Consider the following 26,573-nt stretch of genomic DNA (forward strand, 5'->3'; position numbering starts at 1 on the left):
ACAAACATTACAAGGATTAGGCTTGTGGCTAAAGTTTTGTAGTTTGCTATACGGAACTATTTACATTTTGACGCTACATAACCTCAAATTATTTAAAGAAATGTTAAGAATGTCAACGAATCCTGACATTTGCCTCGATTCCGCTTTACATAAAAATATCAGGGTAGTCAACATAACCTGCTATGCCGTTGATCTAACTTATGTGCAATATTCGTCAAGATTTTGTGGGATAGGGTTTTAGACATAAGTTGTTATGAGATAACTGTTAATAGTGAAGAATCTTTATATACCAATATCAACACCGTAGCGTCCAATTGATTCTGTTACAAACTAAGTAATAATTTCCAGCTAGCATAAAGGTATAAACTGTTGCAAAGAATACATGCTACCGTACACTGGGAAAGCTTGTTGTACCCCATCTATTAACAATTTCTTAAACTATTTTGTCGTTGTCTTGTTAATTATGACACTTAACAAAACGACAATAAATTGATCAAGCACCTATAACAAATGAGAATATTGTGCTTCCAGAGTAGCAGCAGATGAGATAGAGCGATCGCCAATTTGCCCAATCACATATTTGAGTTGATGGGTGCGAATTTCCCATTTGTAGAGACACAGGATAACTACGCTTCTAGTAATAGTAAAACAGATGCAACCCACTTACGTCTGTAAACGGGTTGCCCAATTCCCACAGATGAATTGTTCAGCAAGTTACATACTTGTTTAAGTTACTGAATTAAAAGAATTCATCGCCATCATCTTCATCCCCGTCATTGTCATCATTTTTTAACAAATCTGTACTTGGGCGTTCATCCTTGAGTTTATTCAAAAGAGATAGTACCTTAGTACCACGTTCTATCGAACGATCTTCGATAAACACGACTTCTGGTGTGCGACGCAACCTGACCCGCGCACCGAGTTCGCTACGGACAAAACCAGTTGCTGACTTCAAACCAGCCATTGTTTCTGCCTTAGCCTCATCCGTACCATAAATACTGACGAAAATTTTCGCATGTTGCAAATCGCCAGAAACATCAACATCAGTAACACTGACCATCCCTGTACCCACACGGTCATCTTTAATACCGTTGAGCAGCATTTGGCTAACTTCCCGTTTAATCAATTCAGCAACGCGGGAAACGCGGCGATTAGTAGCCATAAAAATTAAGCCTCCTCTGGGAGGTTGGACGAAATAACACAGATACAAGTTGGAGAGAACAACTCACAATCCTGACATGCAAGTAAGTGACCGTCTCCTTAGCCCTAGTCTAGATTGTACCCAAGCCTAGCATCGCCCGTAGGGTAAAAGTAATAAAAGCTAAACCGCCCACAAATAAACCGAAAAGAGCAATCAAAGTAACAGGGCGCTTCAACAACGGGAATAAAGGCTCAAAGGTGTTTAGGAAAATACCTAGGACGATAGTAATCAGGTAGCGAGGGTAGCGAAAAACATTATCCCAAAATCCATCAAACATTAATTTAGACTGCCTTGTTATAGACTATAAGTTTGTTTTGATATGCTTGTTTAACCTAATTGTAATCGATACAGATGAAAAATTAATCAAATCATCAAAAATATGATAATTTGTGATAATTCATCAGTTATATTAGCTAGATTTAGTAACTGAGTTGACATTAAATGATTAGTCAAATTTCTCCAGTAATTCATCCGCGTCCATTTTTAAAATGGGCAGGTGGCAAAAGTCGATTAATTCAGCAATATATTCCCTATTTTCCGGCAAATTATCAGACATACTATGAGCCATTTATCGGGGGTGGCGCTGTCTTTTTTTATTTACAACCATCCGCCGCTATCTTAACAGATATTAATGCTGAATTAATTACTACTTATCGCTGTGTTCGAGATCGAGTTGAAGATTTAATTTGTTTATTGCAAGAGCATCAAAACCGACACAACAGAGACTATTATTATAGTGTCAGAGCAAATATTGCTAAAACCGAATTAGAGCAGGCGGCGCGTCTAATTTATCTCAATAAAACCTGTTACAATGGTCTTTATCGAGTCAATTCCCAGGGCAAATTTAATGTACCTCTAGGTAGATACAATAATCCTCACATTTGTCAGGAAAATTTACTGCGAGCAGCTTCTAAAACTTTAGCCAACGTTGAAATTGCACAAGCAGACTTTATAGATGTACTCAGTTCTGCTCCAAATTCAAATGATTTTGTCTTCTGCGATCCGCCTTATCATCCTATTAGTAGCACCAGTTACTTCACTAGTTATAGTCAAAATTCTTTTCATGCAAAAGACCAAGAGCGCTTGAGAAATGTTTGTGCAGAATTAGCGAGTCGTGGCGTTAAAGTGATGATATGTAATTCTGATTGTGAGTTAATTAGAAATCTTTATGAGGAAATTAATTTCAAGATTTATCCTATCATCGCCGCCCGCTCGATAAATTCTAATCCTAAAAATCGAGGCATGGTTTATGAATTATTAATCACGTCATATTAACCATGTTTATTTGCCCAAGCAATGAATCTATCTAAACTATAAACTGCTAAGAGATTTTGATTATAATTAACCTGTTGCTTCATCCATCCCACAGCACCGTCTCTCATCCCTTCGCCACCGATAACTACAATAGTTGGTGCAGGATAATGATTCTGAATATTCAAGTTTAAATAAGGAAATTTCTCATCAACAGAACCACCGCTTTCTTGCCACTTACATTCAATAATTAATCCCGATGGTATTAGCGGTAAACCCATAACATAAAAATCGACTTTGAGAATTGTTTGATAAATTCCCGTACCAATATAAACCTGTTTGGCATAGCGTTTAGTTAACAAATTGGCGGTTAGTAAATATTCCTGAGTTACATGGTTTCCTATTTGAAAATAATTGTGTCCATTTAAAATGGCTTCTACATTTCCTTCTAAAATATTTCCAGATTTATTCGCCCGCCCGCCTTGAGTCATAGCCATTCTCAATCATGCTACCAAAACTCCCATTGATTATAGAATTTCACGGTAGCAGTAATTCGTGGCTTCCCTCGGATCATGGTTTTTTTGTTAAACTGTCAGTGGAAATATCTAAATTAAGATTTATGGAAGTGTCATATATTCCAGAGCTAATTCAGCAAATGTTACAGCCTGGATTCTACCCCCATGCGGTGACGGAACCAATTCAACTGATCCAAACCCATGTTTCTTATGTGCTGTTGACCGGAGATTACGCTTATAAGTTAAAAAAGCCCGTAAACTTCGGCTTTTTGGATTTTTCCACATTAGATAAACGGCAGCATTTTTGTCAAGAAGAATTACGCCTCAATCAAAGAGGAGCCGCGGAATTATACTTAGAAGTGCTATCGGTGACACAGGAGGGAGAGAAATACTTTCTGGGGGGAGCGGGAGAACCTGTGGAATATACGTTGAAGATGCGTCAGTTTCCCCAAGAGTGTCTGTTAAGTTCCTTATTTGCAAATGGTAAGTTAAGTGAGGCAGATTTTGAAGAGTTAGGGCGTGTGGTGGCTCAATACCACGCCAAAACTGAGACGAATGATTACATTCGCACTTTTGGTCAAGTCCCACAAGTTCAAGCTGCATTTGATGAAAACTACCAGCAAACCGAGAAATACATCGGTGGCCCGCAAACGCAGACACAGTTTGATGAAACTAAAGCTTACACTGAGAATTTTTTCGCCCACAGACAAGAGCTATTTCAAAGCCGCATCCAAAATCATTACATTCGGGAGTGTCATGGGGATTTACACTTAAGAAATATTGCGCTGTGGTCAGGTAAAACTCTACTGTTTGATTGCATTGAGTTCAATGAGTCATTTCGGTTTGTTGATGTTGTGTATGATCTGGCTTACGTAGTTATGGATTTGGCAGCGCAGCAGCGACAAGATTTGAGTAATGCGTATTTGAATGCTTATGTAGAGCAGACTGGTGATTGGGAAGGTTTACAGGTACTACCTATATATTTAAGCCGTCAGTCTTATGTGCGGGCTAAGGTAACTTCATTTTTGCTCGATGATCCTGGTGTACCAGCAGCAGTGAAGGAAGAAGCGACTAAAACAGCGGCTGAATATTACAAGTTGGCTTGGGAATATACTAAACCCAAGCAAGGACAATTAATTTTGATGTCCGGGTTGTCTGGTTCTGGTAAGAGTACCACAGCGCGGTACTTAGCACGTCAACTGGGAGCAGTTCATGTCCGTTCCGATGCAGTCCGCAAACATTTAGCGGGAATTGCTTTGCTAGAACGTGGTGGAGATGAGGTGTATACGCCAGAAATGACTGAAAAAACTTATGCACGGTTGTTGGCATTGGGAACTATACTAGCTAGTCAAGGTTTCTCAGTAATTTTGGATGCCAAGTATGACAAACAACAATTGCGACAAGAGGCAATTTCTCAAGCTGAAAAGTTGCAAATTCCCTTAAAAATAGTCAATTGCACAGCACCTGTGGAAGTTTTGCAAGCGCGTCTAGTTAACCGCACTGGCGATATTGCTGATGCTACCGCTGATTTATTAGCGTCTCAACTCCAGCAAGCAGAACCTTTCACTGATGCAGAAACAGCCTACGTAAAAATTATCGATACAACTCAACCGCTACAGGCACAATTAATAGAAGTAATTTCCTCATAGCTTTGTTTATTCATGGCATCAAAGAAAAACGACTTTTTCAATCTGCCTTCAGATTATCTCTCGCCCCTGTTATTTGGGTCATTTTTAATCCTGATATTAAGAACAACAGGGACTTCTCTGTCTCTGAGCATCTTTTTTGGGATTATGGGCGGTTTTATTTTAGGTGCAATCACCAGCGCCAACAAAAATAGCCCTAAGCCGGAAAACATAGCTTCCTCAGATGGTATTGATGCGGCGCTGAAATATTGGTTATTCTTCCTGTTAGGCTTTTCAATGTTGGGATATCCTGCGCCTATCAGTATCTTGCTGGGAGCAATAGCCGCTTTCAGTGGGGGTTGGGTAGTTGCTTGGTGGGGAAGCAAAGAGGAAACTAGAACTCAACTACCAGCAGAATCTTTAATAGAAGCTGAAGGTATAGAACCTAGCGAGAGAAGCACCAGACAGCAAAAAAGAAGGACTACTCGCCGTTTCCGTCGAACTACTGGAGGGGTTAATTTTAGGTTTTGGCAAAGGTAATAAATCGGGGATGGAGAGAGCAAGAAGAATAATTCATGGACAAGAGGCGATTTCCTGTTATGTTCTTATATCTTTCTAAGTTATTGCCTCTATTTTTTTATCCTTTGGGATTAGCCTGTATCAGTCTGGTGGTAGCATTGGTGATGTTGTGGAAACGACCACACATAGCTGCAGGGGCGATCGCTCTGGCATTAGTTTTGTTGCTCTGCTGTAGTAATGCTTGGATTTCTCAGTCTCTGGTGCGATCGCTAGAATGGCAAAATATCCCACCTAATCCTATACCGAATGCAGACGCGATCGTGGTTTTGGGCGGAGCCACTAAATCGGCTTCCCCACCACGTCCCGGTGTTGATTTAAGTGAACAAGGCGATCGCATTATCTATGCAGCACAACTCTATCGCCAACAAAAAGCGCCAATCATCATTCTTAGCGGTGGTAGAATTGATTGGAGGGGTGGCGGTGCATCAGAATCAGCAGATATGGCAGATATTCTCACGTCTATTGGTATACCCGCAGATGTGATCATCCAAGAGCCGGATTCCCTCAACACCTACGAAAATGCTGTGAATGTCCGCAAAATTCTCCAGTCTCGCAACATTAGCCGGGTATTGTTAGTCACTTCGGCAATGCATATGCCGCGATCGCTGAAAATTTTCCAGCGTCAAGATATTGAAGCGATCGCTACACCAACCGATTTTCTCATTAGTGAAAATGAAGTGCAAGAACTCGGTAGCTCCCCCAAAGCCGCAATCCTCAATTTATTACCAGATACTAACAACCTACACCAATTCACCAACGCTTTAAAAGAGTATATCGGTCTTTTTGTATATAGTTTACGCGGTTGGCTTTAATCTTCATTAGCAATACCAACACACCTCAAACTCATAATTAATAACCAATATGTTTAAAAATATTCCCTATATTCTGCCATCAAAACCACCGGAAGCTGACGAAACTTTCGCCAGTTACCAAACAACTCACCAATTTTATCAAGAAGTTCAAACAAGAGCAGAATTGGCAATTTATTGTGAGTGGTATCATAAAACGGCAGCAGCAAACCGTCAAGAATTAGAAAAAATGCGCGGCGAACTCAATATTTTGCGGTGGTTTCGCCGCTCTCCCAAAATTTAAATCAGTTCTAATTCATTTTCTCGTAAATGTGCTTTGAATTTTTTACTAAACTTAACTAAAAGTGGCAAATTAGCGCTAACTGGTCTACCTTGCCATTGAGTAACAATCGCCTCTAATTCTCCATCAGCACCTTTGAGGTCAAAAGGCTGACCGCGATGCTCTGGGTGATGATACACTATTACCGACTCTTTTATGCGGACGCGATCGCCAACTTTCATAACCACATTTACACCTAGTTTTTCCTGATTTACAAATATCTCCACAGCCGGATTTTCCTGAACTTACTGCTTAAAAAAAGTCAGGTTTCACATAGAATTAGTGAAAATGGCTGATGAGTGCCTTTGTTTTGGCTATACAAACAAAGCTTGCCTATACAGGCTGGGATGCTAAGTCAGCAACATTCAAGTCGCCTCACTAAAACCAGCTTTCCTTGTAAGTTTGTCATAGTTATAAAGCTTCCAGAAATGCCTGAAAGGTTTCTAATTTCAAGGTAAAACTCGCTCTACCGTGAGTGCGTACTTTAATGACAGTTTTAATTCTACAACAAATAGGCTCTCTCTTCTGATGTCTTGTATAAAGCAAATTGCATTGCGCTCCTGTTACCCAGGCGCGCAAAACTTTACCAAACCTAGTTGCTTTTCAACTGATCACAAAATTGACCAACTTTCCAGGCACCACAATCACCTTTTTAATCTCTTTACCTTCGATGTAACGCTGGGCGACTTCTGATTCACGGGCGTATTTCTCCAACTCAGCTTTATCAGCTTGTGATGGCACTTGAATTGAGCCACGAGTTTTGCCCATAATTTGAATCACCAAAGTAATTTCATCGGCTACTAAGGCTGTATGGTCAAAAGCCGGCCAAGTTTGCGTATGCACGGAATTATTGTTACCCAATAAGTGCCACAATTCGTCACCGATGTGGGGCGCAAAGGGGGCTAACAATACAACTAACGTCCGAATTCCTTCAGCATAAATTGGTGAATTTTTGCTGCTGCTATCAGCCAAGGCGTTACTTAACTTCATCAATTCTGAAATTGCGGTATTAAATTGATATTCGTCTTCCACATCTTCGGTAACAGCTTGAATGGCGATGTGAATCGCCCGTCGTAACTCTTTTTCTGGTTTAGTTAAATCTGATAACTGCGCTGGCTTCTTGGCTACCCCAGCGGCGACATAATCTGTTACCAAACGCCACACCCGATTCAAAAAGCGGAATTGTCCTTCCACATCCGCTTCATCCCATTCCAAATCTTTTTCTGGCGGCGCTTTGAACAAGATAAACATCCGCGCTGTATCTACACCGTATTTAGCGATCACATCTTCTGGGGCAACACCATTGCCCTTAGACTTAGACATAGTGGCGTAAAGACGCTGCAGTGGTTCGCCTGTTTGGGGGTCGCGGGGGTCGGTTGCATTGACCAAATGAGAAGGAATCCACTTATCTTTACCGCCTTTGTTCGGGTTCAAATAAGTTAAACCCTGCACCATACCTTGAGTCAACAGGCGCTCGAAAGGTTCGTCAAAGTTTAATAAACCGCGATCGCGTAGTACCTTAGTAACGAACCGCGAATATAACAAATGCAAAATCGCGTGTTCAATCCCACCCACATACTGGTCAACCGCCATCCAGTCGTTAGTTTTTGTGGGGTCAAAAATCTGTCCTTCATTTTTAGCGTCGGGGAACCGCAAGAAATACCACGACGAATCAATAAAAGTATCCATCGTGTCAGTCTCTCGCTTGGCAGGAGTACCACAACTCGGACAAGGAACATTCACCCAGCTTTCTAACTGCGTCAAAGGTGAACCACCGCGCCCGGTAAACTCTACCTCTTCCGGTAACTGCACAGGTAAATCCGCTTCTGGGACTGGTACTATCCCACAGTTGGGACAGTGAATCACGGGAATAGGCGCGCCCCAGTATCGTTGTCGAGAAATTAACCAATCCCGCAACCGATATTGTACCCGCGCTTTCCCAAAACCTTGTTGCTCGGCGTATGCCACTATTGTTTGCTTGGCTTCTCCAGACGCCACCCCACTGAAAGGGCCAGAATTAATTAAAATTCCTGGTTCAGTGTAAGCACTGTCATAAGAAATCATAATTAAGGGCGGGTCTTCTTGGCGAAAATCTTCATCTGCTACCGCCTCTGGAGGCACAATCACAAACTCAATAGGCAAATTATATTTATTGGCAAATTTGAAATCTCGCACGTCATGAGCCGGTACACCCATCACCGCCCCGGTACCATACTCATACAACACATAGTCAGCAATCCAGATGGGCACTTCTTCCCCATTAAAAGGGTTGATTGCTTTACCGCCTGTAGGGACGCCACGCTTGGGTTTGTCGTCTGCAGTCCGTTCTAACTCGGTTTGGTTAGCAACTTCTTTAATAAAAGCGTCTACTATTCCTTGCTGTTCCTTGGTGGTGACGCGCTTTGTTAAAGGATGTTCTGGTGCTAACACCAAATAGCTGACACCGTATACTGTATCTGGACGTGTAGTATAAACGCTGACTTTTTCATCCAACCCAATGATGGGGAATTCCAAATAAGCACCCGTGGATTTCCCGATCCAGTTAGCCTGCATCAACTTCACACGTTCCGGCCAGCCAGTCAACTTATCCAAGTCGTTCAGTAATTCTTCGGCGTAGTCGGTAATTTTGAAAAACCATTGCCGTAATAATTTACGTTCCACAATGGCACCACTGCGCCAAGAACGCCCCTCGTTATCAACTTGCTCGTTAGCTAATACAGTTTGGTCAATGGGATCCCAGTTAACTGCTGCTTCTTTTTGATAAGCCAACCCAGCTTGCAAAAATTGCAAGAAAATCCATTGTGTCCACTTGTAATATTCTGGGGAACAAGTAGCAACTTCAGCGTCCCAATCGAGGGATAAACCCAGACGCTGCAATTGCTGTCGCATTTGGGCAATATTTTGATAAGTCCACTTAGCTGGTGGTACACCACGGTCAATAGCGGCGTTTTCTGCAGGTAAACCAAAAGCATCCCAGCCCATAGGGTGCAATACCCGATAACCTTGCATCCGCTTGAGGCGAGCAATTACATCAGTAATCGTATAATTACGGACGTGACCCATGTGCAAGCTGCCCGATGGATAGGGGAACATGGACAGCGCATAAAATTTTGGCTTGTCTTTATCCGTGGGTGTTTGATCTAAGCCAAGTTCTGCCCATGTCTTTTGCCATTTTTCCTCAATCTCTGTCGGGTTGTATCGGAAATCCACGGAAAATTCTCCTACTGGACTGTAATCGTGTCTGCCTCCATATTGTAGATGGTAGTCACGGGAATCAGTCGCTAAAAATTAAGTTATGGTTGAGTCAAATATAAATTTTTCAGGCTTGGTGCGTGTTTTTGTATATGGCACGCTCAAACCGGGTGAAATTAACTATCAAAAATATTGTGCTGACAAGGTGGTGCGTGCCGAAAGAGCCACTACACGGGGTCAACTGTTTGCTTTACCGCTGGGCTACCCAGCGATGACGCCAGGAGAAAGTTTAGTGCAAGGATATTTACTCTCTTTTGCTAACTCAAGCATTTTACTTGAGCTAGACGAGTTGGAGGACTATCAACCTCAAAGACAAGTGTCACAAAACCTCTATACTCGACAGGAGGTTGAGGTGTTCAACCTCCTGGGAATAACTTTAGCTTGGGCTTGGGTTTACTTGATGACACCAGATAGAGTTAGTCGCATAGGAGGTATCCGCCAATCTGATGGTTGGTGGAGTAGTTGCGGTTTAAGTATCAACCAACTCTAGCTGTGAGTGTATTTAGTTGATATCCTGCGGAATTTCGCCCTGCTTGCGCTGTCCTTCCTCTACTGGTTTTTCCGGAGAAGCTACCGCTGCTTTAGGAATTTCGATCACTGGGTTATTTAAGGCCACCATCAGGGGTGAAACCTGGATGGCTGGTACTACCGGTGTCGTTTGTTTTGGTTCTAATCGTTGTTGCGCCAGCTGTAGCGTTTTAGAATCGCCACTTGGTATAATGCCTGTTACTGAACCGATGACGCAAGCCGCAACTGCTGCACCTCCCAACACCCAAGCTAGGCGGGAACGGCGGTTGATGCGTACCATTACCTGTTGGACTGTTGTTTCTACAGGCTGCTGTGTCGGCACTGGCAAAGTTTGTAAACCTTGCCGTAGTTTCAACAGTCGAGCATATAAGCACTGTACCAGCGGATCATGTGCTAGCCATGCTTCTACTTGCTTGCGTTCTGCAGCCGTCACCTCACCGTCGAGGTAAGCACTCAATAACTCGAAGCGATCGCGCTTCACCATATCCATAGCACCCGTCGATTCATTGGTATTCTTATCCATTTCATCTAGCAAATCTTGATGACGTTGCGAGGGGAAACGGTCGTCAAACTGAGAATCAGTAGTCATCTTAACATTATTACCAATTCATACACGGGTAAAGACAGCGGATAATCTGGGAAAAGTAACCAATTTTTCTCCTGATAGCAGAGGCATGGAAAGTTTTTTGCGAAATTTTTAATTAATACTGCGATTCTGCCACTGAGCCGAGGCAAGGTAACTTAGGTATCTAGATAATTTTGCAACTGGGCTTGCAATCGGGATCTAGCCCTGGCGATTCTTGACTTGACTGTTCCTAAGGAAACTCCGGTAATTTCGGCAATTTCTTCATATGCCATACCTTCAATTTCTCTCAAGACAATTGTCGTCCGAAACACTTCTGGTAAATCAGCGATCGCTTCTCGCAATTGCTCGTAAAATTCTCTAGTTGTCAGTTCTTCCTCTGGCCCTGGTGTATCCCCGGCAATTTCCCAATCCATCTCACCATCGTCTACCGAGCGGGGAGCATCTAGTGATAGAGGACTGACTACCCGTTTGCGTTTCCGTAACTCATCGTAAAACAAGTTGGTGGCAATGCGGCTTAACCAGCCTCGAAACTTAGACGGCTCTTGTAATCGGTTAATGTTTCGATACACTCGAATCCACACTTCTTGAGCCAAATCAGCTCTGTCAGCCCAATCTGGTGCTAGGTGGTATAAAACCCTATCAACTTGTGTTTGATAGCGGCGCAGTAGTTCTGCAAACGCAGCTCGATCCGGGCGCAGTCCTGCTTGACAGCGCAAAATTAGATCGTGGTTTGAGAGTTTGTCAACTTGCACCGATGCTTCCGGACACCTCGCATCAACCGTTGACCAGGATACAGTAATCGACTGACTCATAGATCGTACTGGCTCTAAATCATCCCTATCTATTAGACCTGCTAATTGACAGGAAGTTCCTGGATCAGGGACGGATTTATGACTGGAACATCAAGGTATACAAGCTTTCGTGGCACTTTTAGTGTCTTTCAGAGCCAATTATCGTTTCTAATGACTGTATAGTGTTATTTTCAGCCTTTGCTACTTATTCGTTGCTAGGATAGCAATTTTACGGATATTATGCTGCTCATACTACTTGTACATATACTGTTGACTTTAAAAATTAATATGATATGGAGTGAATAAAGTCAAGAAGAGTAACAACTTTTGCTCTTAGGGAAATTAGACGCTAGAAGCCAGGATACACCGCATTTGATGAGAAATCCCAGTATCTGTTTTTTATCTTGTCGTCTAAAATAATTTTGCTATTCTCAAAATCTTTAAGGATGCAGCTATAAGTAATCAATACATGAGTTATGCCAATTTGCCAAATGATAGCCACAGATAGATTTACACAAACCAGACCAAGAAGGCGATTTCCATTCAAAAGCTGTATGAGCACAAGCTTTTGACCAAATCCAAAATCTCAAATGGTATTAGATGTGCGATCGCTCAATTTTTTACAAGGGAACAATGTTTGTAGTTTTATCGGGTGTAACTACAAGAACTGTTATTTGTCTGGTCTGGTGACTAAAATTGTTACTGACGTTTGTTTATGCTGTTGATAATTAGTACTAGTCTGATTTGGCTCTGGTACACGAACTTGAAAAAAGCAATTGAGGGAAAATGTAATTGTGACTGCTAGCAATAGTTTTTCAAACATGGTTTTTCTTCCACCCACACCATTAATAATTGATTGCTGCATTTCTAGAGTTCTGACGCATGAAGATTCTTGCTGAGAACTATGCCTTTGAGAGTTTATTTGCAGAAACCTTGGCATAGCCCTAGTGTGCCCAGCGGTATGAGCAAATTCATAAGGAAACAGATAAGTATTTATAAATTTTTGATATTTGGATGATGAACACGTCCAGATTAATCAACTGGATATGTCAGGGATCAATAATAGGCAATGGCAATGGTAAGAAATGAATCTGTAGCGCGAATAATAATGTGGCTTTGTTTTGGCACAGCAATCTTATCTTTAGCTGTCCATTGGCGTATGGTTACGGCTGGAAAGCAGTTTGAGCAAGCTGCGGCCCATAGGAGTAGTCAGCCTTCCCAAGGAAGTTTGGGGGCGGCGCTGGGAGTATCTCTACCCCCATCTCCACAACCTGCGAGGGCAAAAAAATCAAAATCCTCTAACAAAAAGTTGCAAAATATTCAACCGAGAATAGTCACTAACAAAACTACGAAAACGCGATTAATAGTGCCGGAAAAAAAACAGACTATAGTGGCGTCTAATTTGCCACAAGCACTATTTCCCAAGGCTTTAGCACAAGAACAATCATCTAATACTAATAAAGTAGAACCAGGTCAACAACAAGTAGTAGTTGATTTAAGCGATCGCCGCGCTTATGTTTACCGTTCAGAGGTGGTGATAGCTAGTTACCCAATTGCTGTGGGTAAAAAGGGTTGGGAGACGCCCACTGGTAATTTCCGTGTTATGTACATGCAACACGATCCAATCTGGCGCCACCCGATTACTGATCAAATATTTGCGGCTGGCCCTGATAGTCCTTTAGGAGAAAGATGGATTGGTTTTTGGTCAGATGGGCACAATGAAATTGGTTTTCATGGTACGCCAGATACAGAAGCAATGGGGACAGCTATTTCTCATGGTTGTTTGCGGATGCGTAACCCTGATGTTCGATTGCTTTATGAGCAGGTAGGAGTCGGGACACCTGTAGTGGTGCGTGATTGATTACTTAGTTAAGTGTCATTAGTCATTAGTCTTTGGCATAGCTACTAATGACTAATGACCCTTAATTATCTAAATCGGCGATTTTTGTTCAAAATTAGGTGCGTAGACTTGGAGTAAATTACTGACTTGGCGCAGAACCTCATTACCAGTGTTTTTAGCTGTGACTGGAGTTTTGTTGTCGTTGGTGGGTCGATCTAGGTAACGACCGATGGCCTCGCCGATTTGTTGAGCAATTAATTCTTGCAGATCCGCCTTGGCGCGTTGGCGCTGATAGTTAGCGCCTTCCTCTGTTGTGGCATATAAGGGAGGAAGACGGTTGAGAGCATAGGCGGCGATATCCCCTACATCTAGGGAACTTTCGCTAGTAGCTTCAATTTCTGCTACACGAGCGATCGCCTCTGTTAACACTAACTCTTCCATGACGTTAATGAATTGTTTACGAGGTACCGCCACCACTTCACCAGTCAACAGTGCCCCCATCAACCGATCTAATGCCATATACTCTTCTATTGAGAGTTCTGAGGCGTTATCACAGATGCGCCCGACTTCTGCTTCCATTGCTGGTGTCAGATAACCATCTAGGAGAGCTTGTTCGACAATTTTTTCAATACTCATAACGCTCATCATCATTTATGCCAGTCACACCATGTAGTGACGGTACCAATCTAATTTATTTTGCCCAATTATAGGCAAAAAAATATACAACTCATACTGGTATAATTAGTGCCGTCTTGATTAATCAAAGACTTTAGTTCTCCAAGGTATGGGATCGACGGATAGCCCATTGACGTAAAGGCCCCAGTGTAAATGAGGGCCGGTAGAAGCACCTGTTGCACCAACTGCGCCAATCTTTTGTCCAGCCTTGACGATATCGCCTTCTTGGACGTTAATGCGACTGAGGTGCATGAAAATGCTTGTGACTCCTTGACCGTGGTCAATGCCAATTACGTTACCGTGTACCCGAAATCCTTGGGATACCGTGCCTACCAAAGCGACCTTACCAGCAGCTGGGGCAATTACGGGTGAACCGGTCGCACCAGCGTAGTCAACGCCACGATGATAGTAGTCTTCTGCAAATTTACCATTATAGTAGCGACGTACACCATAGATTGTACTCATCCGCCCGGCATTTGGTGCTAAAAAAGAGCCACTCCAGTATTTTTGGGGTGTTTCTAGTGCCTTGAAAGCTGCTACCCGCTTCAGTTCAAGCTCTGTGGCTTGGACTCCAGCTTTTCCTGGTGGTAAATTAATTCGTTGTACGGGGAATGTACGCTTTCGTACTTGGACAGCCAAGTTTTGCACTTGACCGTCTCCGGAAACCCGAAGTGTTCTTGCACCAGGTTTTTCTAGGGGAGTTGTGGGGATAAAAGCGCGATATTGATTAGGTGCAATTTCAAAAACTGGATAGGTTTTTTCTCCCACTGCTACTGTGGGGTTGTTATCGTTACCAGGATTATCTAGATTAATTAGCACTGACACTGTATCTCCCAACTGCGGCGTGGTGGGATTAACTTTGACTTGTAATGCTTCTACAGGTAGCGCTAAGGCGAGGGGGAACACTGCCAACATTCCCGTTAACATCTTTGTTAGCGGTTGATTGAGTGGAAATGTTTTGATACCAAAACCGAGCAATTTTTTTTGAGAACTACTAGTGTGAGCCGTAGTCATAGAGCTACTAAAAATCCCTTAACTTCTGATGAAACACAGACTAACTCATCGAGTAGAGTGTTTCCCAAATTTGGGAGATAGTTTTTTGGGGCCTGGTTGGCTATTGTATTTGGGTGATATTAGCTAAACCAAGCGAGCCACAGGGGGAGTGCGAGAAACAAGCCGACAAAGGTGAGAGCGATACTACTGGCTAACAAATTTCGGTCTAGTTCATAAACTTCTGCCAAGATTAAGACTGAAAGTCCTGTGGGTGTTCCAGACATCAAGACTAGTACTAAACGTTCGCCACCAGTGACACCGAAATTGGTGACACCTAGTCCCACTAAAGCAGGTATGATCAGGACTTTCAAGATGCTGGCAATTGCTGCCGTTTTTAGACTTTGCCAACCACTCATTTTCCCTAGTCGCAAGCCAACCAGCAATAAGGCACAGGCAATTACTACCCAAACGGCTTGGTCTAGTCCGAATTCAACTGCTTCTGGTAATTTGACAAACTGAGTATTCAAGCCGATGACGAATGTCCATAAGCTGGGGACTGTGAGCAGATCCCATAATTGTGTCCACCAATGATTTTTAGTTTCTCTGTCACCAAAATAGCTAGCGATTAAAACAGCAATGCCATAGGTGCCGACAACATTGTTGGTGACGCTGAATAGTACTGCCCAGTCGTTATTTTCTGGTGTGGTCAGTGCTTGTGTTAATGTCAAGCCAACAAAGCCTGTGTTACCTAAAATTGTTGCCAGAATAAAGCTACCCAAACTTGACCGCCCTGGGGGGCTAAATTTTTCGCTTGGTTCTGGTTCTTGTTTTGTGCTGATCCACCATTGCCACACCCACCAAATTAGCACTGCTAAAACCAGACTCAGGAGTAAAACTCCTACCGCAATTCCAGGGATGAATTCACCGTGAGATAAGTTGGTGTGGCGGGCTAAAACCAGCAGTTGCAACGGCACTCCGACCCAATAAAGTGTTTGACCTAGCAGCTTGAGTGAACTATCTGGGATGAAACGAGATATTAAAAATCCTAAGCCTATCCAGGTGATTAAGGGGGTGTAGGCATGAATTAGGTTTTCAATCATGGGTGTCAGTTGTCAGTTGTCATTTGTCATCATCCCATCACCTGATCCTGATTGAAGAGAGGGATTAGGGGTTAGTTTAAAACATGTCGGCGGGGTCGGCGGATTGAAGTTTGCGGGTGGCGATCGCTCCGGAAATTCCACACATAATTATGGTTAAAATCAGCACTTGGAATGCGCGAACGGCGGTCATGTACATTGGTAAATTTGTCGCATTGCAGGTCAGGTAGTATAACCCTAGGGATACTGTCATCCCAGGGATGAAGCCTAGCATGGCTAAAATTACTGCTTGTTCAAATACCACGCCTAACAGGTAGAAATTGCCATAACCCATGGCTTTAAATGTGGCGTATTCTTTGGCGTGGGTATTCACGTCTGTGGAGAGGACTTGATACACCAGAATTACTCCTACGGAGAATCCCATGGATACGCCTAGGTTAAAAATAAAGCCGATGGGAGAATTTCTTCGCCAAAAGTCGTTCTCAAATTCAATAAATTCTTGACGGGTGAGGACTTTCACATCGTCGCTAAGATGGGCTTTTAATGTGGCGATCGCTTGCTGTTGATCTATATTTGGTTGTAACTGAATTAAACCAAGGCTGACATTATAAGCTTGTTGTCGATTAAATAGCCGCAGAAAGTTTTCATCGCTGGTGATGAGGGTACCGTCAGCGCCAAAGGATGCGCCGATTTTGAATAAACCTTGAATAGTAATTGTTTGCTTTTCGATTTCGGTGGTGACGGTTTGACCTTGAGCAATTTTGGTGATGGTTTGTTGATATTCGCCTCTAGCGCCGCGATCAAAGAGTACGGTGTATGGTAGCTTTATTGCTGATAATTGTTGGTTAACTTCGGGAATGTCAAAGGTAGGTTTGTCTGGATTGACGCCAATCACGAGAATTTCTGTTTCGCGGCGTGTTTGGGGATTTTTCCAGATCATGTTGCTGACATACATCGCTTCTGCGGACTTGACGCCGGGGACATCCATTGCTTGGTAAAGTCGTCGCCGGGAAAATGTTGATATTCTTTGTAGGTTACGGGTTTGAGCGCCGATTAAAACTATGTCTGCAAGTAAACTGCGATGTAGTCTGGTGTTGCTGTCATACAAGGCGCTTTGAAAGCCAAATTGCATGAACATGAGAACATCAGCAAAAGCTATACCTGACAATGCTACTAATAGACGGTTTTTTTCACGATTGAGTTGTAACCATCCCAGAGGTGTGCGGCGCTGCAGTTGTTGGATGAGTCCAATCACAGTTGAATTACCACTTTGACTTGCATGTTGGTTAATTTGGCGGTTTGCTGACTAGAAGCGGTATCTAGCTGCACTTGCACTTCTATGACTCGGCTGTCAATATTACTGGAGGGGTCGGTGTTGATGACATTTTGCCGCCGCACTTGTAAGCCTAGTTGATTGACTGTTCCTTGTAATGGGTTTGGTAAGAAGTCGTTGAGGATGCGGACTTTTTGTCCTGGATGTACTTTGCTGATATCGCTTTCGTAAACTTCGGCGATGACTTGCATTTGGCTGGTTTGACCGATGCTGACGATACCGTCGCTGGCGATGATTTCTCCAGGACGGGTGTGAATTTCTAATATTTGTCCGTCTTGGGGCGATCGCACTTCGGCTTGTTGTAAATTTGTTTTTGCGAGATTCAATGCTGCTTGTGTGCGCTCGATTTCGGCTTGGGCTTGGGCGACATCGACTGGGCGAATTTCGGTGATTTGTTCTAGGTTGGCTGTGGCTTCTGTGAGTTGTTGTTGGCTGGCTGAGTGTAGGCGCTGCAATTTGGCTTTGGCTTCTTGGAGACTGTGGAGGGCGGTTTCTAGGATGAGGCGTTGGTTGTCTTGTTGGGAAGCGGAAATTGCTCCGGCTTGATACAGTTGCTGATAGCGTTTGTTTTCTGTGGTGGCGTTCTGGACTTGGGCTTGTAATTTGGCTATTGCGGCTATTTGAGCGGCGATATCACTTTGGCTTTCTGCTTTCAGGCGTGCTATGACCGCTATTTGGGCTGTAATTTGACTTTTTTTGGCGCCGGCTTGGATCTTCGCTAAATTTGTTTGGGCGACTTTCACCTGTGCTTGGGCTTCTTGAAAAGCTGCTTTCAGGCGATCGCGATTGTCTAAAATAGCGATTACTTGCCCTTTTTTTATTTGCTCTCCTTCTTTAACTAACAGTTGCTCTACTCGATTATTTTCTGTAGACATTGTGGCAGAAAGTTTAATTACTTTCCCCTTTGGTTCTAGTCTTCCTAAAGCTGTAACTGTTTTAATTGTTGGTAATTTTTTTGTTGATATTTGTGGCTGTTGATTAACTGCATCCGGAAACCGTTTAATTATTTGCAAGCTGATGCCACCAACTAATAAAAATGTAATTATTCCTATACCAATGGACGGACGCAGAAGAGATTTAGGGAACAATTTGTACCCTATTTTTGAGTTTTGCACCATAGATTCCCTCATTACTAGTATGCCACGGTGCAAATAAACCACCCATGACAAAACGCTCAAAAGCTTACTGTGCAAATTTGGTCATTTCATATTTCATACTTCAGCCTTTTTGTAATAGTGGTGCATCAAAATAGTAATATTGAATTTTGATTTAATTGCCAGACGCAGTTATCTTAAACTTTGGCAGAATATCGAATTGTAACAGTGCCAACAAACATATGGCTTTTTAGTTATTGGTTATTTGTTGTTAATTATTTGTTGTTGCTTATACTGATTTCACAAATCTTTGCTTGGAAAGGTGGGGATGCAATCCCCCTAGCCCCCAGCCCCTAGCCCAAATCTAAAATGTGCAGTTTTCTGCATAGGTATCCAATGACTGGTCAATTAAAATAAGTTGACGGTTTAAACAGGTGCCCACAGGAGATGAAAATTTAGAGGGCAGAAAACTTAAAGAAACTTTTAGTTTATATAAGTGTAGGTGAAAATATGGTATTGATGGGTTGGCAAGATTATAGAGTTTATGGACATTTACAAGTGGAAAGCAAGCTGGGTATCCTGGTTGTGGATGACCATCAATTAATTTTGACTGGTACTATCGATGTCTTAAGTAGAACTTATCCAGAAGCTTGTATTGTTGCGGCGCGAACGGTGAAGGAGACACTGGGACAAGTCCAACGTCACCAGTTTGATTTGATTGTATTTGATTTATCGATTCCTACTGAGCTTGGGGATAAAGCGGAAACTGATAAGGGAATTAAGCTGTTGCAAACTTTGCTCAAGGAATATCCCCATCAGAATTTTATGGTGCAAACTAGCAATTTAAAGGCGTTAATTCGGATTAAGCACGAGATTGATAATCACCAAGGTGGGTTTGCGATCGCAGACAAAACTTTAGCGGAAAATGAAATGTTGATGCGGGTGAGTTTGGCGCTGAATGGTGCGACTCATACTAAGGATATCAAAACGGGGATTGAACTCAAACCCGAATGGTTGGATGTGTTGCGGTTAGCTTTTGAGGAGAGTTTGACAGATTGGGCGATCGCCGAAAAAATGTATAAGTCAGAACGAGCAGTGCGTAATTATTGGACGAAGATTCAAGATGTTTTGGGTGTGTATCCTGAAGACTGTAAACAAGGTGGTCAAAACATGCGGATTCGCACTGAAAATCGCGCCCGTGAAGAAGGTTTAATTGATTAATTTAGGTTTGCATTTTGCATGTTGAATTGAATTTTGATGAATTGCATTTTGAATTGAATAGTGTTCCCCATTTCCTATTTTGAAAACAGATGAGCAGGAGAATCTGGAATCGCATTCGCAAAGAACTTCGGTTGTGGTCGGTGGCTGCGCCTCCGGGAATAATGATACTTTTGTTGGTGGTGTTCATCCGTTTAGTTGGGGGAATGCAATCTTGGGAATGGATGCTGCTAGATACAATGTTGCGTCTGCGCCCAATAGAATCAGTTGATGAACGTGTGGTAATTGTGGGGATTGATGAAGAAGATATTGCATTGGCGAAGCAATATCCGGTCCCAGATCAAAAGATTGCTGAATTGCTCACCAAATTGGAAACTTATCAACCGTTGGCTATTGGCTTGGATATTTTTAAAAATGTGCCTGTAGAACCGGGTGGTGCACAACTAGCTCAGGTATTGCAAAACAATTCTCATATTATTGGGATTGAAAAATTGTTCCGACCTGAACCAGTTCCCCCACCTCAAAGTTTACCAAAGGAACGGGTAGGATTTGTTGATATAATTAATGATGAGGATAGTAAAAATCGCCGCTATTTATTGTTTACGTCAAATCCTCAAAATATTAATGAAGATAAATATTCTTTGGCTTTGCGGTTAGTGATGCAGTATCTGCAAGCTAAAAAAATTGAATTAGAAACAGGAACAAACGACGGCAATACTATTATGATTCGAGGGAGAGAATTCCCCAGAATTAATAGTACTTTCGGCGCATATACGGGAATTAATGATAAGGGATTGTCAATTTTAATTAACTTTCGCAACACCGCTCAAGCTTTTCGAGTTGTGAAAATGCGGGACGTGATGAATAACAATGTTGACCCAAAATTATTACGCGATCGCATTATTTTACTTGGCAATCGCATTATGAGTGCAAGTGATATTTTTTATACATCTGCGTTGCCAAATTTAAAATTAAGTGGACAAATTTATGGTATCGATTATCACGCCCATGTGGTCAGTCAAATTCTCAGTCATGTGGAAGATAATCGCCCAATGCTGCACAGTTGGTCAAATATCGCTGAGGATATATGGATATTTGTATGGGGTTTTCTCCCGATTGTGATTGGAAGACTGACTCAATCTGTCTGGCAAAATTTACTGGGTGTCGGTGTAGCAGGAGTGTGTCTGTTTGGCTGCGGGTATCTGCTGTTGTGGGTGTGGGGTGTATGGATTCCCGTCGCACCGAGTTTGTTGGTGTTAGCAGCGAATGGGGTGGGTTTGAGTGCTTTTGCATTTTACCAACATGATAAATTTCTGCGATCGCAAATTCAAGAACGACAAAACACCATTAAATACGCTTTTGATGTTATTCATAATGGCCCTTTGCAAACCCTCGCTTATGGTTTAAAACATATGCGTGCTCAAGATATAGCTTATGAGCAATTGTTGAAACAATTTGAAAAGCTGGATCTAGAAATTAGAGAAGTTGGTGATTTTCTCAGACGAGACGCATTAAGCACAGAAGAAAGTTTACGTATAGGCAGTGGATTAATTCTAGAATTAAACCGACCACTACACGATTTATTATATGAAGTATATTCTAGTACTTTAGAACGTAAGGATTTTGAAAATTTTAAAACTATTCGTGTCAAAACTCGCAATTTTGAACCGATTCATGATAAATACTTAAGTAAGGAAGACAAACGCGGCATTTGTCTATTTTTAGAAGAAGCTTTGTGTAATGTTGGCAAACATGCCCACGGTGCTAAACGTGTCGAGGCGTCTGGAATTTATGGTGCAAATATATATAAGTTGTGTGTCAAAGATAATGGTTTGGGAATTACTTCCAATGTAGAAAATAAAGGCACAAAGCATTCTAAAAGCCTAGCTAAACAATTAAAAGGAGAGTTTCGCCGCGAAGCGCTTGTTCCTCGGGGAACTATATGTGAACTAAGTTGGAAACCTAAGCAAGAATTGTGGTTTTGATCTAGTATCATTTGCTATTTATTATTGGTCATTTGACTGATGAATGAGGATGATTCTTGCTTGGTGAAGCCACAATTTTAATTCACAGTGTGTCCCCAAAAAAAAGGTAAGAGCGTCAGCTTTTTAGCAATTTTAGATCACCTTAGAAACAACAAAATCTACCATGAGTCATCAACATTTTGTATTTGAGCGAAATTACCGCAGACTTACAAGTTCCGTTGTAGGCGTGGTTTTTCTGATGACTGCATTTCCTGTATTAGCTGAGTTTAAACCACGCGATCGCACTCCCGCAACTCCACACACTCGCGCAGGTGGTTCTCGTCGGTGTTCCAGCCAAGCTACCCAGCTAGCACCACAGACATTTGTCAGTAAAACTGCTTCTACACGTCCCACATTAGCTTGGCACATGTCGAGTCCCCAAAATGTGCGATTCCGAATCTTTGAATTTTATTCAGACAAAGATCTCAAAATCATTGGTGATGTTAAAGAAATATCCGCAACAGCGGGGATTAACAAACTAAAACTTCCTCTAGATTATCCAGAATTGAAAGTAGGTAAAACCTATTTATGGCAAATCGCCCTTGATTGTGAAACCGACATAGAAGTTAACCGCGCAGAATTTATTGTCATCGATCCGGGAGCACATGCTAAACAACAGTTTTCTAGCATCCCTGAAAGCGTTAATTATTACGCTGAAAATGGATTGTGGTATGAAGCATTGGAAGAAGCATTGAAATCCAGCAATCCTGGAAAACTGGGTCAAAATGGAGCAAATTTAGTCAAAGATTTAGCACAATTAGAACTGCTGATTGGTAACGACGCTGATCAAAGAAATATTCAAAAACGCATCAAACGTCTTCAGACAATTGGGAGCGATCGCTAATTAATGTTGAGACGTAAAATTTTACGTCTCGACAAAATTTGCGGGACAACATAAAACTATTTTTACAGACAATCGAGGCGTTTATTTCACGAATCCACATTTTTTGAGGGATTTTCGCTAGGATTTAAGAGTTATTTTACCAAGATGGTGAAAATGAGTCGGATCAATCCTTATACTTTACAAATGCAGATTACTCGTATGTTTACGCAGGGGCAATCGTTCTTTGCTACGACTAAGGTACAGGAATGGTTGAAGGAACGTAATCATAATCCCCTAGATTATGATATTCTTTTTCATCAAAAGCCTGCTCCTCCTGGTTCTAAGGAGGTAATTGTTGTAGAAATTGAGTTACGCCGCAAAGATGGACAGCCTGTAGACCCCTGGCTGCAAGAACAAGCCAACCTCCATGCTTGATATGGACAAGTCTAAAGGATGTAGACGCACAGCGGTGAGCCGCAGGCTAGAATGAAACGTAAAAAAAATTAAGCTTTTCATCCTTTATCCTTCAATTGACCATCATTTTTATTCCATATTTGGGACGCAAGGTAAAAGCGGGCCAGGGTACGATTTGTTGGTCTGGTATCAATGTCAATCGAAATTGTTGGGCAATGGTTGCTAACAATAAGACGGCTTCCATGTTGGCGAAGGATTTACCAATGCAAATTCTCGAACCTCCACCGAAGGGAAAATACGCAAACGTTGGTAACTTTTTCGCTAAATCTTCACTCCAGCGATCGGGGTTAAATACTTCAGGTTCATCAAAATAACGAGGGTCGCGGTGCATCACCCACTGACTCATAAACACACCATCTCCAGCTTTTAAGGGATAGCCAGCTATTTCGCATTCATGCAAAACTTTACGAGCCATTGCCCAAACGGGTGGGTATAATCGCATCACTTCCATGATCACTTTCTCAGTGTAAGTTAATTGGGGTAAGTCTGCGATCGCTGGTGTCCGTCCACCTAACACTGTTTCTAATTCTGCTTGCAGTTTATGTTCTACTTCTGGATGTTGTGATAGCAAGTACCAAGTCCAAGATAGTGTCAGAGCGGTGGTTTCATGTCCCGCGAGAAACAGCGTCATTACTTCATCCCGCAGTTGTCGGTCACTCATCCCTACGCCGTTTTCATCTCTAACTTGCAGTAGCATTGAGAGCAAATCGCCTGCGTCTTCATTGCTTTGTTTTCGCTGTTGGATAATGCCATAAATGAGCTGATCCATTTGTTGCATTGCTTTTTGAAACCGCAGGTTATGGGGAGCGGGTACCCAATCTGGTAATAAATATAACAAGAAGTTAGTGTTTCTGGACTCAAAATATTCTATGCTGACTTGCATCGCTTTACCGATATTTTCTACTTCTGTGGCTACGTCGGCTCCAAATAAGGTTTTAGCGACAATTTCTAAGGTCAGTCCCATCATGTCTTCGTGAATATCCCGAATTTCACCACGACTCCAGGTAGGAAGTAGGCGTTTGGTATAATCCACCATCACTTCTCCATAGGAAAAAATCCGCTCTCGATGAAATGCTGGTTGCATTAATCGTCGTTGATGTTGCCAAAAACTCCCTTCACTTGTTACTAACCCGTTACCTAACATTCTCCCCAGAATTTGTAAACTTTGATGTTTGATAAATTGACTGTTTTTAGTCACTAGCACTTCTTCAATGTAGTCTGGGTGGTTGAGTTGATATGCTGGAGAGAGGGGGAGTTTCCAAAAGACGACATCGCCGTATTCTTTGGCACACTTGGTTGTGAAACCTAACGGGTCGCGGCTGTATTCTGGAAGCAGTCCCAGGAATGGGTGTCCCTTGGGGCTGGGAGGATAATTATGAGAAGGTTGAGTTTTGGATAATGAAACCATAATTATTTAGTTGACAAAATTTTATTTAACTACTATTTATCGTACTGAAGTTTTTTGATTTTTTCACTTCTATGTATAAAAATATAAGTAACTAGATTTACAGTATTTTCTCCAAGCAATCAGCTATTAGTAAATATAATCTAAATTACCAAGGAAGAATCAAAGATTTTGAGCAAAAATATAGTAGCATTTGTCAGTAGTGTAATCTTCACTATGGGAGCAGTTATTTTAATCAAAGATTTGGTTAAAACTTACAATATACCTGTATTTGTGACTGTAACTGTTGCTATTTTTAGTAGTTATATTTTGATGTTTCTTAGTGTATTATACAATGTTTTATTTAGATACAAAAACAAATAAAATATTGTTAATTAGAATTATGAATTACGAATTACAAAAGCTGGTGTAGCGATACCGCGTTTAACTAGATTTGCTTCTAGTTCTTTGATAAATTTATGGTCTGCTTCTGGTAGAGATTGGTAATTGCTGTTATTTTCTAGGAAAGCGAATGCATTCCGGAATTGCTGGGGGAGAGCAAAGAAAGGAGAATCAAAGTGACAAGAAATAATTTGCTGAAAATCCCAATTTGCTACTTTGTCAGCCCAGTCGAGTACTTGTTGCGGTGCTTGGGGAAAAATCAGAGTTTGTAAAATTGGTGCGACAAAAGGACGCCCATTTCCTCTTAGGTGATCGAACGATCGCTGCCAGTTTGCTTGCCAACGAAAGGGAAATAAACCAAAATATGCTCTAGGCGATCGCTCTGGCGCTTGGAGTGCATCACGAAACATCTGCCCTAGTCGAGTTAACTCTACAGCACTAGGACGAAAATAAACAGCAAATAATGCTATTTTTTGCCATCCTTGGCGACGATTGGCGGGAGTGTCGGCGATCGCTTGGAGAGCATTGTCCCTGGCGTGGAATAATAAGGGGTATGGGTCTAATTGGGCGATCGCCGGTGGTGCTTCGGGGATGGAGAGCACAGAGTCAGTGACAAGGAGAGTGCGCGATCGTTTATGAAAAAATGCGACTTCTACGAATGATCCTTTACCGAGGTTAATGTCGAGTATGGCATAGTCAAACTCGTGAGCGAAAGGCGCTTGGCGATCGTCTGTTGGGAGTACCTGGGTGCGTTTTTGCGGGAACCCCAACCAACTTAGAGGTAAGTTAAACGGGAAACTCCATTGATGGGGAGCGACAAATACTTCTGCTTGGGGAAAGCGTCTCGCAAAGGGGCCGACAAAAACTTTGTGTTCTAGTCCAGAACTGGTTGGTAAGATAATATACTTGACTGCTCCATGCTCAGAGACTAGCTCGTTAATTAGGCGCACACATTCGGGTGTCGGTGCTACAGGTGCATAAATTAAAAGCCCACCTGCTTCGAGTTTAATAATCGTCATGCGAATCGGCACTATAGTATGCAGAATGCCTTGGAGTTGCTCAAATATCCAAATCGTGTCTTTAACTACTTCAAAGCTGAGTGTCCGCCGTTTGCCATAGGGGTAAAGTGGTACAACGGGCCAAAATGGCCATGACCAGTCTTTTGGATTTATGTTTTGTGAGTTCATTAGACCTCTTGCATAAATATTTTGGTGTTACTGACAATATTGTTGAAAGGTTCGCGCAAAGGCGCAAAGGCGCGAAGAAGAACGCAAAAAATTGGACTTTTGTAAGAGACTTCATGAGCCGCGCTCACAAGGAACAATAAAAATATCTCTTTCCCTGTTCCCTATTTTTAGGGTAGGTCTATTGTCGTGCTTTTGGGCAATTTTTATGCTGAATATATATGTTGTTAGTCATTTAATTTCTACATTAGCTAAGTTTTCATCTTTTTCTAGAAATAATTCTATTAAACCTATTGTGCCAATAAAAAAAGTATAAATACCGTAAGATATGGGCTTTTTATTTTTTTGAATTGCGTATACAGCAGCGATTATTCCTTCTAAGAAATGAGATGTTAAAGCAAAACGTCCTATCCAAAAAATGGGATTGAGACTATCGGGAATTTGATAATTAACCGAGGTGGCGTAAATGTTTCCTAGTTCCCATGTAATCGCACTGATAATTAGAACTGTGGAGATAACTTTGATAACTGGAAAAAGCGTAGTTTTTATTTGATTGAAAATCATGGTGTGGGAATG

General features: G+C 42.1%; 28 protein-coding genes. 11 read left to right on the top strand and 17 right to left on the bottom strand.

The features are described from left to right. Nucleotides 1-501: 501 nt before the first annotated feature. The 3 genes from MIC7126_RS30745 to MIC7126_RS0123045 form a co-directional block, all read right to left on the bottom strand. The gene (locus MIC7126_RS30745; protein ID WP_154655956.1) at nt 502-663 is read right to left on the bottom strand and encodes a hypothetical protein; all 162 of its coding nucleotides are present in this window, start codon (nt 661-663) and stop codon (nt 502-504) included. Between the two features lie 76 nt (nt 664-739). Then, nucleotides 740-1,162 carry a 30S ribosome-binding factor RbfA gene (gene rbfA / locus MIC7126_RS0123040; RefSeq protein WP_017655489.1) on the bottom strand — a complete coding sequence of 141 codons (423 nt, stop codon included), beginning with the start codon at nt 1,160-1,162 and terminating at the stop codon, nt 740-742. Nucleotides 1,163-1,271: 109 nt separating this feature from the next. Further along, nucleotides 1,272-1,478, bottom strand: a complete 207-nt coding sequence (locus MIC7126_RS0123045) for a DUF751 family protein (protein WP_017655490.1) — start codon at nt 1,476-1,478, stop codon at nt 1,272-1,274. A 164-nt stretch (nt 1,479-1,642) separates the two neighbouring features. On the opposite strand from MIC7126_RS0123045, the gene MIC7126_RS0123050 reads away from it, so the two are divergent. Further along, on the top strand, nt 1,643-2,476 hold the full coding sequence (locus MIC7126_RS0123050; RefSeq protein WP_017655491.1) for a DNA adenine methylase: 834 nt from the start codon (nt 1,643-1,645) through the stop codon (nt 2,474-2,476). Here MIC7126_RS0123050 and MIC7126_RS0123055 read toward each other — a convergent pair. Beyond that, on the bottom strand, nt 2,473-2,949 hold the full coding sequence (locus tag MIC7126_RS0123055; protein WP_026100469.1) for a PD-(D/E)XK nuclease superfamily protein: 477 nt from the start codon (nt 2,947-2,949) through the stop codon (nt 2,473-2,475). The two genes, MIC7126_RS0123050 and MIC7126_RS0123055, sit on opposite strands and share 4 nt — an antisense overlap. A 122-nt stretch (nt 2,950-3,071) precedes the next feature. On the opposite strand from MIC7126_RS0123055, the gene MIC7126_RS0123060 reads away from it, so the two are divergent. The 4 genes from MIC7126_RS0123060 (at nt 3,072) to MIC7126_RS0123075 (ending at nt 6,263) form a co-directional block, all read left to right on the top strand. Next, nucleotides 3,072-4,616, top strand: coding sequence for a bifunctional aminoglycoside phosphotransferase/ATP-binding protein (locus MIC7126_RS0123060; RefSeq protein ID WP_017655493.1), 1,545 nt, complete (start codon nt 3,072-3,074; stop codon nt 4,614-4,616). A gap of 144 nt (nt 4,617-4,760) precedes the next feature. Further along, entirely contained in the window at nt 4,761-5,132 is a 372-nt protein-coding gene (locus MIC7126_RS0123065) for a hypothetical protein (RefSeq protein ID WP_017655494.1), read from the top strand. A 59-nt stretch (nt 5,133-5,191) separates the two neighbouring features. Continuing rightward, the gene (locus MIC7126_RS0123070; RefSeq protein ID WP_017655495.1) at nt 5,192-5,983 is read left to right on the top strand and encodes a YdcF family protein; all 792 of its coding nucleotides are present in this window, start codon (nt 5,192-5,194) and stop codon (nt 5,981-5,983) included. 49 nt (nt 5,984-6,032) lie between these two features. Further along, nucleotides 6,033-6,263, top strand: coding sequence for a hypothetical protein (locus MIC7126_RS0123075; RefSeq protein WP_017655496.1), 231 nt, complete (start codon nt 6,033-6,035; stop codon nt 6,261-6,263). Here the strand turns inward: MIC7126_RS0123075 and MIC7126_RS0123080 are convergent. Continuing rightward, nucleotides 6,260-6,481 carry a ferredoxin-thioredoxin reductase variable chain gene (locus MIC7126_RS0123080; protein ID WP_017655497.1) on the bottom strand — a complete coding sequence of 74 codons (222 nt, stop codon included), beginning with the start codon at nt 6,479-6,481 and terminating at the stop codon, nt 6,260-6,262. The genes MIC7126_RS0123075 and MIC7126_RS0123080 overlap by 4 nt on opposite strands. 421 nt (nt 6,482-6,902) lie before the next feature. Then, nucleotides 6,903-9,509, bottom strand: coding sequence for a leucine--tRNA ligase (gene leuS, locus MIC7126_RS0123085; RefSeq protein ID WP_017655498.1), 2,607 nt, complete (start codon nt 9,507-9,509; stop codon nt 6,903-6,905). 85 nt (nt 9,510-9,594) lie between these two features. On the opposite strand from leuS, the gene MIC7126_RS0123090 reads away from it, so the two are divergent. Then, nucleotides 9,595-10,041: a gamma-glutamylcyclotransferase family protein gene (locus tag MIC7126_RS0123090; protein WP_017655499.1), complete on the top strand. Its 447-nt coding sequence runs from the start codon at nt 9,595-9,597 to the stop codon at nt 10,039-10,041. A gap of 12 nt (nt 10,042-10,053) precedes the next feature. Here the strand turns inward: MIC7126_RS0123090 and MIC7126_RS0123095 are convergent, their stop codons facing one another. The 3 genes from MIC7126_RS0123095 to MIC7126_RS31410 all read right to left on the bottom strand — a co-directional run bounded on the left by MIC7126_RS0123095 (nt 10,054) and on the right by MIC7126_RS31410 (nt 12,396). After that, entirely contained in the window at nt 10,054-10,668 is a 615-nt protein-coding gene (locus MIC7126_RS0123095; RefSeq protein ID WP_017655500.1) for an anti-sigma factor family protein, read from the bottom strand. Nucleotides 10,669-10,820: 152 nt separating this feature from the next. Next, nucleotides 10,821-11,477, bottom strand: a complete 657-nt coding sequence (locus MIC7126_RS0123100; protein WP_026100471.1) for a sigma-70 family RNA polymerase sigma factor — start codon at nt 11,475-11,477, stop codon at nt 10,821-10,823. A 649-nt stretch (nt 11,478-12,126) separates the two neighbouring features. After that, the gene (locus tag MIC7126_RS31410; protein ID WP_154655957.1) at nt 12,127-12,396 is read right to left on the bottom strand and encodes a hypothetical protein; all 270 of its coding nucleotides are present in this window, start codon (nt 12,394-12,396) and stop codon (nt 12,127-12,129) included. 129 nt (nt 12,397-12,525) lie between these two features. Between MIC7126_RS31410 and MIC7126_RS0123110 the strand changes: the two genes are divergently transcribed. Continuing rightward, nucleotides 12,526-13,317 carry a L,D-transpeptidase gene (locus MIC7126_RS0123110; RefSeq protein ID WP_040629894.1) on the top strand — a complete coding sequence of 264 codons (792 nt, stop codon included), beginning with the start codon at nt 12,526-12,528 and terminating at the stop codon, nt 13,315-13,317. 69 nt (nt 13,318-13,386) lie between these two features. Here MIC7126_RS0123110 and MIC7126_RS0123115 read toward each other — a convergent pair whose 3' ends face one another. The 5 genes from MIC7126_RS0123115 to MIC7126_RS0123135 form a co-directional block, all read right to left on the bottom strand. Beyond that, entirely contained in the window at nt 13,387-13,941 is a 555-nt protein-coding gene (locus MIC7126_RS0123115; protein ID WP_081603093.1) for a late competence development ComFB family protein, read from the bottom strand. Between the two features lie 111 nt (nt 13,942-14,052). Beyond that, nucleotides 14,053-14,985, bottom strand: a complete 933-nt coding sequence (locus tag MIC7126_RS0123120; protein WP_017655505.1) for a M23 family metallopeptidase — start codon at nt 14,983-14,985, stop codon at nt 14,053-14,055. A gap of 119 nt (nt 14,986-15,104) precedes the next feature. Continuing rightward, entirely contained in the window at nt 15,105-16,064 is a 960-nt protein-coding gene (locus MIC7126_RS0123125; protein ID WP_017655506.1) for an AEC family transporter, read from the bottom strand. A gap of 76 nt (nt 16,065-16,140) precedes the next feature. Further along, nucleotides 16,141-17,316 carry an ABC transporter permease DevC gene (gene devC, locus MIC7126_RS0123130; protein WP_017655507.1) on the bottom strand — a complete coding sequence of 392 codons (1,176 nt, stop codon included), beginning with the start codon at nt 17,314-17,316 and terminating at the stop codon, nt 16,141-16,143. After that, nucleotides 17,313-18,512, bottom strand: coding sequence for an ABC exporter membrane fusion protein (locus tag MIC7126_RS0123135; protein WP_017655508.1), 1,200 nt, complete (start codon nt 18,510-18,512; stop codon nt 17,313-17,315). Before MIC7126_RS0123135 ends, devC begins: the two co-directional genes overlap by 4 nt. A 486-nt stretch (nt 18,513-18,998) precedes the next feature. On the opposite strand from MIC7126_RS0123135, the gene MIC7126_RS0123140 reads away from it, so the two are divergent. The 4 genes from MIC7126_RS0123140 (at nt 18,999) to MIC7126_RS0123155 (ending at nt 22,988) form a co-directional block, all read left to right on the top strand. Then, on the top strand, nt 18,999-19,709 hold the full coding sequence (locus MIC7126_RS0123140; RefSeq protein ID WP_017655509.1) for a response regulator: 711 nt from the start codon (nt 18,999-19,001) through the stop codon (nt 19,707-19,709). Nucleotides 19,710-19,798: 89 nt separating this feature from the next. Beyond that, nucleotides 19,799-21,691: a sensor histidine kinase gene (locus tag MIC7126_RS0123145; protein WP_026100474.1), complete on the top strand. Its 1,893-nt coding sequence runs from the start codon at nt 19,799-19,801 to the stop codon at nt 21,689-21,691. A gap of 238 nt (nt 21,692-21,929) precedes the next feature. Beyond that, nucleotides 21,930-22,574: a DUF928 domain-containing protein gene (locus tag MIC7126_RS0123150; RefSeq protein WP_017655511.1), complete on the top strand. Its 645-nt coding sequence runs from the start codon at nt 21,930-21,932 to the stop codon at nt 22,572-22,574. Between the two features lie 153 nt (nt 22,575-22,727). Next, nucleotides 22,728-22,988, top strand: coding sequence for a hypothetical protein (locus MIC7126_RS0123155; protein ID WP_026100476.1), 261 nt, complete (start codon nt 22,728-22,730; stop codon nt 22,986-22,988). Between the two features lie 91 nt (nt 22,989-23,079). On the opposite strand, the gene MIC7126_RS0123160 is transcribed toward MIC7126_RS0123155, so the two are convergent. The 3 genes from MIC7126_RS0123160 to MIC7126_RS0123175 form a co-directional block, all read right to left on the bottom strand. After that, a complete protein-coding gene (locus MIC7126_RS0123160; RefSeq protein WP_017655513.1) occupies nt 23,080-24,435 on the bottom strand; it encodes a cytochrome P450 in 1,356 nt (451 codons plus the stop codon). Between the two features lie 377 nt (nt 24,436-24,812). Then, nucleotides 24,813-26,000 carry a DUF4336 domain-containing protein gene (locus MIC7126_RS0123170; RefSeq protein ID WP_017655515.1) on the bottom strand — a complete coding sequence of 396 codons (1,188 nt, stop codon included), beginning with the start codon at nt 25,998-26,000 and terminating at the stop codon, nt 24,813-24,815. Between the two features lie 228 nt (nt 26,001-26,228). Then, a complete protein-coding gene (locus tag MIC7126_RS0123175; RefSeq protein ID WP_017655516.1) occupies nt 26,229-26,561 on the bottom strand; it encodes a hypothetical protein in 333 nt (110 codons plus the stop codon). Nucleotides 26,562-26,573: the final 12 nt, after the last annotated feature.

It is taken from the genome of Fortiea contorta PCC 7126 (assembly GCF_000332295.1).
Lineage (GTDB): Bacteria > Cyanobacteriota > Cyanobacteriia > Cyanobacteriales > Nostocaceae > Fortiea > Fortiea contorta.

Bases quoted from the DNA above. Each gene is read 5' to 3' on its own strand.
- rbfA (WP_017655489.1), bottom strand. From the start codon at position 1,162: ATGGCTACTAATCGCCGCGTTTCCCGCGTTGCTGAATTGATTAAACGG.
- MIC7126_RS0123045 (WP_017655490.1), bottom strand. From the start codon at position 1,478: ATGTTTGATGGATTTTGGGATAATGTTTTTCGCTACCCTCGCTACCTG.
- MIC7126_RS0123050 (WP_017655491.1), top strand. From the start codon at position 1,643: ATGATTAGTCAAATTTCTCCAGTAATTCATCCGCGTCCATTTTTAAAA.
- MIC7126_RS0123055 (WP_026100469.1), bottom strand. From the start codon at position 2,949: ATGGCTATGACTCAAGGCGGGCGGGCGAATAAATCTGGAAATATTTTA.
- MIC7126_RS0123060 (WP_017655493.1), top strand. From the start codon at position 3,072: ATGGAAGTGTCATATATTCCAGAGCTAATTCAGCAAATGTTACAGCCT.
- MIC7126_RS0123065 (WP_017655494.1), top strand. From the start codon at position 4,761: ATGGGCGGTTTTATTTTAGGTGCAATCACCAGCGCCAACAAAAATAGC.
- MIC7126_RS0123070 (WP_017655495.1), top strand. From the start codon at position 5,192: ATGTTCTTATATCTTTCTAAGTTATTGCCTCTATTTTTTTATCCTTTG.
- MIC7126_RS0123075 (WP_017655496.1), top strand. From the start codon at position 6,033: ATGTTTAAAAATATTCCCTATATTCTGCCATCAAAACCACCGGAAGCT.
- MIC7126_RS0123080 (WP_017655497.1), bottom strand. From the start codon at position 6,481: ATGAAAGTTGGCGATCGCGTCCGCATAAAAGAGTCGGTAATAGTGTAT.
- MIC7126_RS0123090 (WP_017655499.1), top strand. From the start codon at position 9,595: ATGGTTGAGTCAAATATAAATTTTTCAGGCTTGGTGCGTGTTTTTGTA.
- MIC7126_RS0123095 (WP_017655500.1), bottom strand. From the start codon at position 10,668: ATGACTACTGATTCTCAGTTTGACGACCGTTTCCCCTCGCAACGTCAT.
- MIC7126_RS0123100 (WP_026100471.1), bottom strand. From the start codon at position 11,477: ATGAGTCAGTCGATTACTGTATCCTGGTCAACGGTTGATGCGAGGTGT.
- MIC7126_RS31410 (WP_154655957.1), bottom strand. From the start codon at position 12,396: ATGCCAAGGTTTCTGCAAATAAACTCTCAAAGGCATAGTTCTCAGCAA.
- MIC7126_RS0123110 (WP_040629894.1), top strand. From the start codon at position 12,526: ATGGCAATGGTAAGAAATGAATCTGTAGCGCGAATAATAATGTGGCTT.
- MIC7126_RS0123115 (WP_081603093.1), bottom strand. From the start codon at position 13,941: ATGAGCGTTATGAGTATTGAAAAAATTGTCGAACAAGCTCTCCTAGAT.
- MIC7126_RS0123120 (WP_017655505.1), bottom strand. From the start codon at position 14,985: ATGACTACGGCTCACACTAGTAGTTCTCAAAAAAAATTGCTCGGTTTT.
- MIC7126_RS0123125 (WP_017655506.1), bottom strand. From the start codon at position 16,064: ATGATTGAAAACCTAATTCATGCCTACACCCCCTTAATCACCTGGATA.
- MIC7126_RS0123135 (WP_017655508.1), bottom strand. From the start codon at position 18,512: ATGGTGCAAAACTCAAAAATAGGGTACAAATTGTTCCCTAAATCTCTT.
- MIC7126_RS0123140 (WP_017655509.1), top strand. From the start codon at position 18,999: ATGGTATTGATGGGTTGGCAAGATTATAGAGTTTATGGACATTTACAA.
- MIC7126_RS0123145 (WP_026100474.1), top strand. From the start codon at position 19,799: ATGAGCAGGAGAATCTGGAATCGCATTCGCAAAGAACTTCGGTTGTGG.
- MIC7126_RS0123150 (WP_017655511.1), top strand. From the start codon at position 21,930: ATGACTGCATTTCCTGTATTAGCTGAGTTTAAACCACGCGATCGCACT.
- MIC7126_RS0123155 (WP_026100476.1), top strand. From the start codon at position 22,728: ATGAGTCGGATCAATCCTTATACTTTACAAATGCAGATTACTCGTATG.
- MIC7126_RS0123160 (WP_017655513.1), bottom strand. From the start codon at position 24,435: ATGGTTTCATTATCCAAAACTCAACCTTCTCATAATTATCCTCCCAGC.
- MIC7126_RS0123170 (WP_017655515.1), bottom strand. From the start codon at position 26,000: ATGAACTCACAAAACATAAATCCAAAAGACTGGTCATGGCCATTTTGG.
- MIC7126_RS0123175 (WP_017655516.1), bottom strand. From the start codon at position 26,561: ATGATTTTCAATCAAATAAAAACTACGCTTTTTCCAGTTATCAAAGTT.